This is a genomic window from Pseudoalteromonas sp. H71, from assembly GCF_001468485.1.
GTDB lineage: Bacteria > Pseudomonadota > Gammaproteobacteria > Enterobacterales > Alteromonadaceae > Pseudoalteromonas.
Window position 1 is genome coordinate 9,555 of the sequence record NZ_LODI01000016.1, and the last position, 12,045, is coordinate 21,599.

The following is a 12,045-nucleotide window of genomic DNA, read 5'->3' on the forward strand; positions in this document are numbered from 1 at the left end:
ATCGAATTACATGGTGCACATGGGTATTTGCTACACCAGTTTTTGTCGCCAATTACAAATAAGCGTGACGATGAATACGGCGGTAGCCTCGCCAATAGAATGCGAATTGTAATGGAGGTATTTAACGCCGTGCGCACTGAGTTTAACCCTAGTAAACCAGTCGGTATTCGCATCTCAGCGACTGATTGGGTTGAGGGTGGTTGGGATCTACAACAAAGTATTACACTTGCTCAAGCGTTAGATGACGCAGGGTGCGATTTTATTCATGTAAGCACCGCAGGTTTAAGCCCTTTACAGCAAATTCCTGTTGAGCCTGGCTTTCAAATTCCTTTTGCTACGGCAATAAAAAAAGCGGTTAGTATGTCGGTTATTGCGGTGGGTTTAATTACCGAAGCGCAACAGGCAGAAAATATTTTAAAAGAGCAACAAGCCGATGCAGTCGCATTAGCGAGAGGTATTTTATACAACCCACACTGGCCATGGCATGCTGCCGCTGAACTTGGTGCCACAGTAAGTGCGCCTAAACAATATTTACGCTCAAGCCCATATGGAAAGCCGTCGCCCATAAAGTGACTTAATAGCCAACCTCAGTTGCTTGAGGTTTTATTTCATTTATTTTGAGAATGCCATGTCTAAATTAAGCGCCGAGCCTGTGCAAATAAGCAGAGCTCTTGTGAGTGTTGTTGCGCTGTGTTGTGGGTTAATTGTTGCCAATATTTATTATGCGCAGCCTATTATAGAATTGTTAGCCCCCGATGTTGGATTAAGTGCACACAGTGCTAGTTTTATTGTGTCATTAACCCAAATTGGCTATGCCATTGGATTATTTTTTTTAGTGCCGCTAGCTGACTTAGTTGAAAATAAACGGTTAATGTTGATTACCCTGTCTGTTACATTTTTTAGCTTAATTGGAGTGGGGGTTGTTCAAACACCAAACGCCATGTTGATTTTGTGTTTGCTGGTGGGGGCAAGCTCGGTATCGGTGCAGGTACTTATTCCGTTGGCGGCACATTTATCGTCAGACGAAAAGCGTGGGCAAGTTTTGGGCAATATTATGGCGGGGCTTTTGCTAGGTATATTGCTAGCAAGACCTGTGGCCAGCCTAATTGCTGATCATTTTGGCTGGCGTGCCGTGTTCTTTTTTGCTGCGGGGTGTATGGTGTTTATCTCCTTGGTTATTTACTTTGTTATACCCACAAGGTTGCCAACGCATAAAACAAGCTACTTTGCGTTATTGAGGTCACTGAAGTCGTTGTTATTGAGCCAACCTGTGCTTCGTCAACGCGCGTTTTATCAAGGGTTAATGTTTGCGTCGTTTAGCGTGTTTTGGACCACAGTGCCCGTTGTACTAGCCCGAGAATATGGTTTTTCGCAAACGCAAATAGCATTGTTTGCTTTAGTTGGTGCCGCGGGGGCCGTTGCAGCGCCTATTGTTGGGCGCTTAGCTGACAAAGGCTATACCTACGAAATGTCGTTATTAGCTAAAGTTATCGCGGTGGTGTGCTTTTTACCTAGCTTATTTGATTTACCAAACGGCATTATTATATTGGCGCTTACGGGTGTATTTATTGATTTTGCAGTGCAAGCTAATATGGTACTTGGTCAACGGGTAATATACTCACTTGAACCACAAAGCCGCGCTCGGCTAAACGCCATTTATATGACCAGTATATTTTTGGGCGGGGCTATTGGTTCGTTAATTGCTAGCCCATTATATGAATTTGGTGGGTGGGAAAGTATTGCCTTATTTGCAGCTGCTATGCCGCTTATTGCGTTATTAGGTTTTATTTTTTCTGCTAAAAGGGCAAAACAAAAAGCACATTTAGTTTAACAAAAAGCCATCTTAGTTGATGGCTTTTCGGCTTAGGCTACTTTTTTGACTCGCCAGAGAAGGAGCTTCCTGCTGAGGCAATAATAACTAATAAAATTGCTAACCACTGCCATATTGTTAGTAGCTCGCCCAAAATAACAAAGGCAGCGAGTGATGCAATGGCAGGTTCAAGGCTCATCATGATGCTAAAGCCTTGTGAAGGCATATTACGAAGTGCAACCATTTCTAACGTGTAGGGTAACGCGCTAGATAAAACTGCAATACCAATTCCCAGTGGAATAATTTCCCATGTGAATGCGCTTGCTTGCATCATGCCTCCGTAGGGCACAAGCACTATGGCTGCGACTGTCATACCTAGGGCAACCGTTGCACCACCTGAGCTTTGCATTCCGGTTTTTTTTCCAAACAATATATAGCCTGCCCAACAGGCACCCGCTGCTAAGGCTAAAATAACACCAACAGGATCTAGGCTGTCTTTACCGCTCATATCGGGTAGTAAAAGTAAAATACCGGCAATGGCACACGCAACCCAAAATAAATCGCGTTTACGGCGTGAAGAAAACAAGGCAACGGCGAGGGGGCCTGTGAATTCTAGTGCGACACCAATGCCTAAGGGGATACGCTCAATTGCGTAGTAAAATAAAATGTTCATTCCACCTAGGCTTAAACCATAAACCACAATAGCTAAGCGGTTCCCTCTGGCGGGTATATGCTTCCATGGTTTAAATACTAAACATAATATAAGTGCAGAAAAACCAAGCCTAAGCGCGGTTGTCCCTTCGGGGCCAACAATAGGGAATAGTTGCTTTGCAAACGATGCACCCGATTGAATGGTCATCATGGCAATTAATAAGCAAACAATTGCTAATATGAAATCTTTGGTGCTTGATTGCATTGTCGTCCCTAATGTAAAGCACTGTTAATAGGGGTTAGTAAACTTACCCTGTTTGAGATGCTATAGCTGTATTTTGTGGCGGGATAATATCTGCTTTTAGTACGATTGGTAAGTGTTTGCGATTAAAAAACAAGTGTGGCAGTTTAGAGTAGGATTTAATGAAAGGCAACATACTAGCAAACAGGCATTTGCTAGTATGTTTAAACTTAATGGGCGTTTTTGTTAACTAAGCCGTCTAACGAGTACAGGCCGCGTTTTTCGTCATTTTTACGCTTTATTTCTTCAAGTGCGCGGGCTTCTACTGCATCAAATAATGCATTAATTAAGCGGTTAAAGTGTTTATGCATGGCAGTACGAGCGGCACTGGCGTCATGCGCTTTTAGTGCAGTATAAATCGCGGTGTGCTCATCCATTACGCATTCGTTATTGTTAGTACAAACGCTGCTGTAATCGGCAACAATTTGCGGGTTTTTTAATCGTAAATCCCATAAGTTAGAAACAGCAAACTCAAGTGCTTTATTTCGTGTTGCTTTGGCAATAATCTCATGAAATTCGCGGTCAGCCTGTTCTACGTAGAGGCCTTTTTCCATTGCTATTAGCGTTTGGTTTAGCTGCTCGAGTTCTTCTTCTGTAATGCTTTGAGCCGCCAGTGCTGCAATTTCACCTTCAATAAGCGCACGGGCTTGTGTTAGTTCAAATGCGCTGATCTCTTTTGATTTTATAGAGGCATTTTTTTGCTCAACAACATACACACCTGAACCGGTTTTAACTTCAACCCGGCCACGTACTTCTAATGCAATAATTGCTTCTCGAATTGTTGGGCGACTTACGTCAAACATTTCTGCAAGTTCACGCTCAGGGGGTAAACGACTCCCAGCAGTAAATTCGCCTTGATTTATTAAAGACTCTATTTTATCAACAATGCGCCAAAATAAGCGACGATTACCCATATTGTACCTTCATACCCTAAGGAATATTGACCATTTAGGTCTAAAAATTTATAACATTTGTTAACCGACAAGGTTACCCCAAACCCCACTAATTTGTCAAAATTCTAGCCCTATGTTTTGGTTATAAAACTACATTGTTAGTTGGTTTAATTTATGTAATACCAATTTAGTTTAAAATTACATAATTGGCCAGCTTGATTGGTTATGTTTTTTCGTGTTAGTTTAGATTTATGCTGTTAAGGTTAGTAATGGCTGTTTTGTGATTAGGATTGAGTAGTCGATCTATTATCAGTTAGGAATTGGTAAATACTTTAGGTCATTATATCAAATTGATTGCCCACGGATGGGGATCGTTACTTAAATGTGCGTAGGTAACAAGTGTGCAGTTGGTATAGTGATTTGCATTTCCCCATGGGCGTTAACTGTCGTTGGTTAACGCCCATATACAACTTCTCCCAGTCGAGGTTTAAATTAATCTGTTTTATCGTTAGGGTAAATCACGCCTAACTGTTTGCGAGCTTCGTCAAGTACATTCATAACATCTAGTGAAAGTGCGAATGTGTTTACATTAGACTCCCACTGATTTTTTGCTACTAACTGCATAAAATGAGCAACTTCAAATTTCATGAAATGCTCATCAAATTCTTCCGATAAGGTTTCTGATTCGCCATTGTTAGCAATAAACTCTACTTTTTTAAGTTGCGATACGGCTTCAATACGAATTCTGCCCAGTTCACCCTGTATTTCGGTTATGTTGTCACCTTGCGAAATTTTTGAGTAGCTAATAACGGCTTGCTTGTTTGAATAATTAAGCAGCACATCGCCAGCACCGTCGACCCCAGTATCGAGTAATACGCCACTGGCATTTACATTTTGCGGTGCGCCCCAAAGCGCTATTAATAAGTAAAGGGGGTATATGCCTAAATCTACCAAGGCACCGTTAGCAAATTCAGGTAAAAAGGTATTTGGGCGTTCGCCATTTTTATATTTATCGTAGCGCGAAGAGTACTGGCTATATTGCCCTATAAATTTTCTGGGGGTGCCTATTTTAGAAAGTGCATTTTTTAATAATGCAAAGTTAGGCAAGTGCGTGGTCATCATGGCTTCCATGTACAAGCACTGGTTTAGCTTAGCGGCGGTGATGATATTTTTTAGTTCTTGGCTATTGGCTGCCGATGGCTTTTCACCAAGTACATGTTTACCAGCGTTTAAGCACATAACCGCATATTGTTTGTGTAAGCTATTGGGGGCGGCTATGTAAACTGCATCAACCTGTTCGTCTTGGCAAACTTGTTCAATATGGGTAAATATTTTTGCTTGGCTACTTTTTGGGTGTTTTGCTAAAAATGCTTCACCGCTTGAAAGCGCGCGAGAGCAAACTCCGTACAAATTAAAATCAGCGAGGGTATTAGCAGCGTCAAGTAATGTGTCGCTGATAAAATTAGTACCTACAATTACAAAGTTCATACTCACTCCTTAGAATAATGTTTATTTAAGTTTATCATTTTTTTAGCTCTGTATGCTCGCGGAGAATAACCAAACCAACGTTTTACACTGGCGCTAAGCGTTGCTTGTTCTTGATAACCTAATAGCTCTGAGATGGTTGAAATACTGTAATGGTTTTGCGCCAAATAGTGCGCAGCTAATGAGCGCCGGGTTGAGTCTTTTAGTTTTACAAAGCTTGTGTTGTGTTTATTTAACTCTCTGTGCAATGTTCTGGGGTGCATACCCAGCGCTGCAGCTATGGTTTCGTTTGTGCATTGATATATTGGCAACATGGGCCTAATTAACGCGCTTACTTGAGTTGGCAGGGATTGATTTTGCTGTTCGCTTTGAGCTAAAAACTGCAGCGCGGCAGGTACTTTATCGTACTGGGGTTGTGCAATTGATAATGCTAAATCTGTTTTTAAAATAACAATACCGGCACTATTTCTATTGTGCGTGACTTTGCAGCCAAAGTAAGTGTTATATGCGCGGGTATTAGCAAGTTGCTTTTGAGGTAAGAATACCGCTTGTGGTTTACAGGTGTTATTACTTAATTTTTTTATTACTCCCATGGCAAGGCCGATAGTTAGTTCTAAAACTTGGGTTGTTTTAGGTAAAGGGTTTAAGTTTATTTGAAATGATAAAAAGAGTGTTTTATCAGCCTCTAACGGATGAATAGTTAAACTTAAAGCTGGGGTGTGTAGGTGCAAATATTTAATAACCCAGTTAAGGGCATCACCTAAATTAGTGCTACTTTTTGCTGCAATAGCAATAGGGCCAAGTATTTCAAAGCTTTGCTTATTGGCCAGTTGCAGCCCAAAGCTTGGGCAGTTGAGTGTATGTGCACAATGCTCAAGTAGTTCGGCGTAAGTGCTATAGGGCAAGTATTGTTGCTCTAAGTTATTAAAGCAAATGTTAAGGCCAAGTTGCGTCATTATTTGTGTTATGTCACCGCCTAGGTGCGTAACAAGTGAGTCTATCCCTTGTAGTGATGTGGCCTTAATAAAATTTTTCATGCATTACTCCAACAACTTGGTGTCTAAAAATATCAAGTTTTGATGTGTTTTTCTATGCAGTATTAATAAGGTATTAATTTTTCATAAGGGCTCACATGCAGAGCACAACATTTGATTACATTGTTATAGGGGCTGGTAGTGCTGGGTGTGTTATTGCTTCGCGTTTATCTGAAGATAAAAATGTGAGTGTATGTTTAATTGAAGCCGGCGGGGGAGATAAAAGCGCTTTTGTTCAAATGCCAGCAGGAATTGCTGCCAGCGTGCCTTATGGTATTAACAGTTGGCATTACAATACGGTACCTCAGAAAGCACTTAATAATCGGTGTGGTTTTGTACCAAGAGGCAAAGTGCTCGGTGGTTCAAGTTCAATCAATGCAATGGTTTACATTCGTGGTAATAAATACGACTACGACCAATGGGAGAGTTTGGGCAACACGGGTTGGGGTTTTAAAAATATGCTGCCTTACTTTATAAAAGCTGAAAACAACAAAGCATTTAATAATCACCCATTGCATGGTGATGATGGGCCGCTTCATGTGCAAGACCTCAATGCGCCAAGTTTTGTTAATCAATATTTTTTAAATGCCTGTGTAGAACAAGGAGTATCATTAAGCAATGATATTAACGCAGAAGAGCAAAGTGGCGCACGTTTGTCGCAGGTTACGCAGCATAATGGAGAACGCTGTAGTGCCGCAAAGGCGTATTTAACACCTAATTTAAATAGGCATAATTTAACAGTACTCACACATTGCCACGTTAATAAAATAAAGATAAAAAATAAAACCGCGCAAGGGGTGCAAATAGAGCAGAATAAAAAGCAAATAGAGTTAACAGCTAAAAAAGAGGTGATTTTAAGTGCGGGCGCAATTAATTCGCCTCAGGTGTTAATGCTTTCGGGAGTTGGTCCAACAGACCACTTAAAATTACATGACATTGATGTGAAGGTTGCGTTAGAGGGGGTCGGCCAAAACTTACAAGACCACCTTACAGTTGTTCCACTTTTTAAAGCTAATGATAGCGCGGGCACCTTTGGTATTAGCCTAAAAGGTGCCCTTAAAGTTGCCAAAGGGGTTGTAGATTGGTTTAGTAAACGAAACGGGTGTTTAACAAGTAACTTTGCGGAGTCTCATGCGTTTATTAAATTATTTAAAGATTCACCTGCACCCGATGTTCAACTCGAATTTGTAATTGGTTTGGTAGACGATCATAGTCGCAAGTTACATTATGGCCATGGGTACAGTATTCATAGCAGTATTATGCGACCTAAAAGTAGAGGGACTATTAAGCTTGCAAACAATGACCCACACGCAGCCCCGCTTATTGATCCTAATTATTTGAGCCACCCGGATGACTTAAATATAATGTTGTTAGGTTTGAAAAAAACACTCGCAATAATGAATAGCCCAGCCTTTGATGAAATTCGTGCCGATATGGTTTACCCACTGGATATAAAGAATGATCAGCAGCTAATAGAGTTTATTCGCCAAACAGCTGATACCGAATATCACCCCGTTGGGACGTGTAAAATGGGTAATGATGCTATGTCGGTTGTCGATAGCACATTGAAAGTGCATGGCGTTAATAATTTACGTGTTGTTGACGCGTCAATAATGCCCACAATTGTCACAGGTAACACTAATGCACCCGTTATAGCGATTGCAGAAAAAGCTGCCGACTTAATAAAGGCAGCCAATAGTTAGCTATAAAAAGTGTTTAGCCAATGCTGCCAATCAGATTCTAGGCGTAACATTTGCAGGTGCTTTTTAGCTTTAAAATGTTTGATTTGGTCTTCGTCAGCTATAAAAGGCCCTACTCGGCAAAGGGGGCAATGGTTTGGTGATAAGTAGCTTGGCTTAACTAATTGTTTGGCTAATTGTGGCTCTATAAAGCTACTTTTTGGGCTAAATACATACGTGATCCCGCTGGTGTCTTTAACGTGTTTGTCGCGGTCAACATTACGAATTTTATAACCCGAAAAACGTGATATATCAAATGGCATTTGGCCGCAGTACTCGCTGCTCAAACGTTCGTTTAAACTGCCTTCTATGTTCCATTCACGATAAGGTTTTACATCTTTAGAGGTAATAAAGCACAGCATTGGGCCATTTGGATTTAGTGCAAACTCAGTGGCGTATTTAATAAATTGATGTAATAAGGCTCTATTTAAAACATTCATAGTTGATTGACGAGTATTAGCTTCATATTCCTTTTTACCTACAAATGCAGGAATAAGTGGAAACTGAAAAATAACAACGTCAAAGCATTGATTATTACTTTTTAACGCTTGCCAACACGCTTTGTTTGTCACATCAAAACTATTAAGAACTTCAACACTGCATTCACGCAATTTATTTAAAGCGTTATCAGGGTACTTTTGTTCTAAGGTTTGCGCGCTATCGTAAGTTGAGGCTACCAACGTGTTTGGTTTTACATGCTCATAAATTGCATGAGAAAACGATAAGTCGCCATCGCCAACGGTAAGTATTCGCCAATTAGAGTTTAAATACATACTGTGCTAAGTGTCTTGCTTATGAACGTTTTGAGCTTGTTTATTTGCCGCATTTAAACGTTCAAAGGCAAGTCTTGTTTTTAGGCCTTCGATGGCTATTTGTTTAATAAGTAGGTTAAAGGTGATCACAATTGCAAACGAAAAGTGCAATGGGCCGTCTGTAAATCCGCCCTCTGCTTTATATAGCGTTACGCCAAATAATATGAGTAACACAACTAAAAATATCTCAATAAGTTGGTTTGAATAAAAGTTGAGGCGATTTTCATTTTTGTGATCTTTTTTTATGCTAATAGCGCAAAAAAATGGAATGACCTTTATTTTAAAAGCGGCATTTTTTTCTACGTAATTTTCGCCAAGTTCGTTAAGCTGCTGGCGTAATTGGTCAATCATGGTGAGTCCTCAAATAGCTGTGCGCGGATGGTACATTATTACCGCGCAATATTTAAGGTAATAGCTGCTATTTTGGGTAAATACTCATACCAATAATAAATATGTGGCACACAAACACGACCGACGTGAGCACAAAGCGCATTTTTTGATAGTCTTTATGGTAGGTTTGCCATTGTGGTGTAGATTTTTCAAAAAGTAAAACCAGCCAAAAACTCAGCGATAACCATCCTAAAACCCATTCAATAGGTAAAAATGCTAAAAATGGTACTGGAATAACAGGTAGTACCGCTTTTATTGCATCTGCATAGCTTTGCATCCCAGCATGCCAAAGGTTACCAGCCATAAAGGCAAGTATAGCAATGCTATAAAAGGTAAAAAACTCTAAGTTTACACTGTTACTACCGAGCATTAGCGGCCAAGCTAAACAGGCTAAAAACGGAATTAGGCCAAGGTAGCCTAATTGAATGTGATTGATAAACTTGTTCATAACAGTGTGCCCTGAATATTTTAATAGTAAGCGAGGCAATTGTATCAGCCTTGCGTGTGCAAACCGATATGTTGCAATAAATTAAATACGAATCTATCTATAATTTAGTTTCATCTTAAAAATCGATTGTTTTAATCTAAACAATCAATTTTATTTAGTTTATCAATAGGCTTATTGTATTAATCAAGCCAGCAAGGTTAGCCAACAAATCTAGCCTTGCTTGGTAACTTAAATTAATACATTAAATACAAATGAGGAATACTATGAGCACTTCATTAATCAACACAAAAATTCAACCTTTCAACGCAACTGCATACCACAATGGTGATTTTGTAGAAGTATCTGAAAAAGATGTACTTGGTAAGTGGTCAATCTTCTTCTTTTACCCAGCAGATTTCACATTTGTATGTCCTACAGAGCTAGGCGACCTTGCAGATTACTACGCACAGCTTCAAGAAATGGGCGTAGAAGTTTACTCAGTATCAACTGATACTCATTTCACTCATAAAGCATGGCACGATACGTCAGACACAATCGGTAAAATTACTTACCCAATGATTGGCGACCCAACTGGCCGTATTACTCGTAGCTTCGGTGTAATGATTGAAGAAGAAGGTCTAGCACTTCGTGGTACTTTTGTAATGAACCCTGAGGGCGAAATCAAAGTAATCGAAACTCACGATTTAGGTATTGGTCGTAGCGCTAAAGAGTTAGTACGTAAAGTACAAGCTGCACAATACATTGCAACTCACGACGGTGAAGTTTGTCCTGCATCTTGGCAGCCAGGTGAAGACACACTTGCTCCTTCACTAGACCTAGTTGGTAAAATCTAAGTATAGATTTATCCCTACTATAAGGGCAGGCAACTGCCCTTAAACCAATAAATATTCGTTTATTGGTGCCTCCTATCTCAATTTGATAATTAAGCACATGCGTTTATTGGCATGGGAGGCTTGCTGTTTAAATTTTCCTAAAAAGGGTTAAGCCATGTTAGATAACAACATTAAAAATCAATTAAAAAGCCATTTTGAATCGCTTACTCAACCTGTTGAGCTGCTTATTGCCTTGGACGACAGCAAAAAATCAGCAGAAGTTGAAAGCTTAGCAAACGACTTAGCATCATTAAGCGATAAGTTTACGGTAGTTACCAACCCTGATACCAGCGCACGACGCCCGTCTATGGTTGTACATTCACCGGTTAAAAACACCCACATTACGTTTGCAGGCGTACCGATGGGACACGAATTTACAAGTTTAGTGTTGGCGCTTTTACATACTGGCGGACATGCAAGTAAAGCAAAAAGCGAAGACATTGAACAAATACAATCACTTGATCAAGAACTTAATTTTGAAATCTATATTAGCTTGAGTTGCCAAACGTGCCCACAAGTAGTGCAGGCGTTAAACACAATGGCTGCGACTAATAGCAAAATTAAAGCAACAATGATTGACGGCGCACTATTTCAAGAGGAAGTAGAAGAGCGCAACATTTTAGCAGTACCGGCTGTTTATTTAAATGGCGAACCATTTAGCCAAGGTGCATTAAGCCTAACTGACATATTAAACAAAGTAGATAGTAAAGGTGCAGCACGCCAAGCTGCGGCACTTAGCGAAAAAGACGAATTTGACGTATTAGTAGTAGGTGGCGGACCTGCCGGTGCATCAGCTGCTATTTATTCTGCACGTAAAGGGCTAAATACCGGTATTGTTGCAGAGCGATTTGGTGGGCAAGTTGCTGACACATTAGCTATTGAAAACTTTATTTCGGTTAAATCCACTGAAGGCCCTAAGCTTGTTGCACAGCTTGAAGAGCATGTAAAAGAGTACGATGTTGACGTAATGCATAACCAACGTGCAGCAGGGCTTGAACGCGTTAATAACAAGTACGAAATCACGCTTGAAAACGGGGCTACTTTAAAAGCTAAATCGCTAGTTTTAGCAACCGGTGCACGCTGGCGCGAAATGAACGTTCCCGGTGAGCAAGAGTACCGCGGACACGGTGTAGCATACTGCCCGCATTGTGACGGTCCTTTATTTAAAGGCAAGCCCGTAGCTGTAATTGGTGGTGGTAACTCTGGTATTGAAGCCGCAATCGATTTAGCAAACATTGTTGAGCATGTAACAGTACTTGAGTTTGCAGATTCATTACGTGCCGATGAAGTACTTATTCGCAAAGCAAACAGCTTAAATAATATTACTATTATTAAAAATGCCCAAACTACAGAAGTACTTGGCGATGGTAAAAAGGTGACAGGACTTACTTACACAGACCGAGTAACAGGTGATAGTAAGGCACTTGCTTTAGCGGGTATTTTTGTTCAAATAGGCTTAATCCCTAACACTGAGTGGTTAAAAATTAGTGACTTAGAGCTAAGTAAATTTGGTGAAATATTAATTGATGCAAAAGGTGCTACGTCATTACCAGGTGTTTATGGCGCAGGTGATGCAACAAATACCCCATTTAAACAAATTATTATTGCGA

The 12,045-nt window shown here is 40.4% G+C and carries 12 protein-coding genes; 5 read left to right on the top strand and 7 right to left on the bottom strand.

All coding sequences use genetic code 11. The features are described from left to right. A partial coding sequence (locus ATS71_RS18990) for an oxidoreductase (RefSeq protein ID WP_235591456.1) occupies positions 1–573 on the top strand: 573 nt, incomplete at its 5' end. A gap of 55 nt (positions 574–628) precedes the next feature. After that, complete coding sequence (locus ATS71_RS09330) at positions 629–1,831, top strand: MFS transporter (protein ID WP_058404587.1); 1,203 nt, start codon at positions 629–631, stop codon at positions 1,829–1,831. 37 nt (positions 1,832–1,868) lie between these two features. Here the strand turns inward: ATS71_RS09330 and ATS71_RS09335 are convergent, their stop codons facing one another. The 4 genes from ATS71_RS09335 to ATS71_RS09350 form a co-directional block, all read right to left on the bottom strand. Beyond that, positions 1,869–2,726, bottom strand: coding sequence for an EamA family transporter (locus tag ATS71_RS09335; protein WP_058404588.1), 858 nt, complete (start codon positions 2,724–2,726; stop codon positions 1,869–1,871). A gap of 206 nt (positions 2,727–2,932) precedes the next feature. Then, the gene (locus tag ATS71_RS09340; protein WP_058404589.1) at positions 2,933–3,676 is read right to left on the bottom strand and encodes a FadR/GntR family transcriptional regulator; all 744 of its coding nucleotides are present in this window, start codon (positions 3,674–3,676) and stop codon (positions 2,933–2,935) included. 471 nt (positions 3,677–4,147) lie between these two features. After that, positions 4,148–5,143, bottom strand: a complete 996-nt coding sequence (locus tag ATS71_RS09345; protein ID WP_058404590.1) for a Gfo/Idh/MocA family protein — start codon at positions 5,141–5,143, stop codon at positions 4,148–4,150. A gap of 2 nt (positions 5,144–5,145) precedes the next feature. Beyond that, positions 5,146–6,177 (bottom strand): AraC family transcriptional regulator, encoded by a 1,032-nt coding sequence (locus tag ATS71_RS09350; protein ID WP_058404591.1) that lies wholly within the window; start codon positions 6,175–6,177, stop codon positions 5,146–5,148. A 95-nt stretch (positions 6,178–6,272) separates the two neighbouring features. Between ATS71_RS09350 and ATS71_RS09355 the strand changes: the two genes are divergently transcribed. Then, positions 6,273–7,877 carry a GMC family oxidoreductase gene (locus ATS71_RS09355; RefSeq protein ID WP_058404592.1) on the top strand — a complete coding sequence of 535 codons (1,605 nt, stop codon included), beginning with the start codon at positions 6,273–6,275 and terminating at the stop codon, positions 7,875–7,877. On the opposite strand, the gene ATS71_RS09360 is transcribed toward ATS71_RS09355, so the two are convergent. From ATS71_RS09360 to ATS71_RS09370, 3 genes are all read right to left on the bottom strand, one after another. Next, on the bottom strand, positions 7,874–8,686 hold the full coding sequence (locus ATS71_RS09360) for a class I SAM-dependent methyltransferase (RefSeq protein WP_058404593.1): 813 nt from the start codon (positions 8,684–8,686) through the stop codon (positions 7,874–7,876). The genes ATS71_RS09355 and ATS71_RS09360 overlap by 4 nt on opposite strands. Before the next feature lie 6 nt (positions 8,687–8,692). Next, the gene (locus ATS71_RS09365; RefSeq protein WP_058404594.1) at positions 8,693–9,076 is read right to left on the bottom strand and encodes a hypothetical protein; all 384 of its coding nucleotides are present in this window, start codon (positions 9,074–9,076) and stop codon (positions 8,693–8,695) included. A gap of 67 nt (positions 9,077–9,143) precedes the next feature. Next, positions 9,144–9,563, bottom strand: coding sequence for a DUF3429 domain-containing protein (locus ATS71_RS09370; protein ID WP_058404595.1), 420 nt, complete (start codon positions 9,561–9,563; stop codon positions 9,144–9,146). 263 nt (positions 9,564–9,826) lie between these two features. Between ATS71_RS09370 and ahpC the strand changes: the two genes are divergently transcribed. Both ahpC and ahpF read left to right on the top strand, forming a co-directional pair. Further along, positions 9,827–10,396: an alkyl hydroperoxide reductase subunit C gene (ahpC, locus tag ATS71_RS09375; protein ID WP_058404596.1), complete on the top strand. Its 570-nt coding sequence runs from the start codon at positions 9,827–9,829 to the stop codon at positions 10,394–10,396. A gap of 154 nt (positions 10,397–10,550) precedes the next feature. Next, a partial coding sequence (ahpF, locus tag ATS71_RS09380) for an alkyl hydroperoxide reductase subunit F (protein WP_235591457.1) occupies positions 10,551–12,045 on the top strand: 1,495 nt, incomplete at its 3' end.

Coding starts and splice junctions, on each gene's coding strand:
- ahpC (WP_058404596.1), top strand. CDS start 9,827: ATGAGCACTTCATTAATCAACACAAAAATTCAACCTTTCAACGCAACT.
- ATS71_RS09365 (WP_058404594.1), bottom strand. CDS start 9,076: ATGATTGACCAATTACGCCAGCAGCTTAACGAACTTGGCGAAAATTAC.
- ATS71_RS09330 (WP_058404587.1), top strand. CDS start 629: ATGTCTAAATTAAGCGCCGAGCCTGTGCAAATAAGCAGAGCTCTTGTG.
- ATS71_RS09355 (WP_058404592.1), top strand. CDS start 6,273: ATGCAGAGCACAACATTTGATTACATTGTTATAGGGGCTGGTAGTGCT.
- ATS71_RS09345 (WP_058404590.1), bottom strand. CDS start 5,143: ATGAACTTTGTAATTGTAGGTACTAATTTTATCAGCGACACATTACTT.
- ATS71_RS09370 (WP_058404595.1), bottom strand. CDS start 9,563: ATGAACAAGTTTATCAATCACATTCAATTAGGCTACCTTGGCCTAATT.
- ATS71_RS09340 (WP_058404589.1), bottom strand. CDS start 3,676: ATGGGTAATCGTCGCTTATTTTGGCGCATTGTTGATAAAATAGAGTCT.
- ATS71_RS09335 (WP_058404588.1), bottom strand. CDS start 2,726: ATGCAATCAAGCACCAAAGATTTCATATTAGCAATTGTTTGCTTATTA.
- ATS71_RS09360 (WP_058404593.1), bottom strand. CDS start 8,686: ATGTATTTAAACTCTAATTGGCGAATACTTACCGTTGGCGATGGCGAC.
- ATS71_RS09350 (WP_058404591.1), bottom strand. CDS start 6,177: ATGAAAAATTTTATTAAGGCCACATCACTACAAGGGATAGACTCACTT.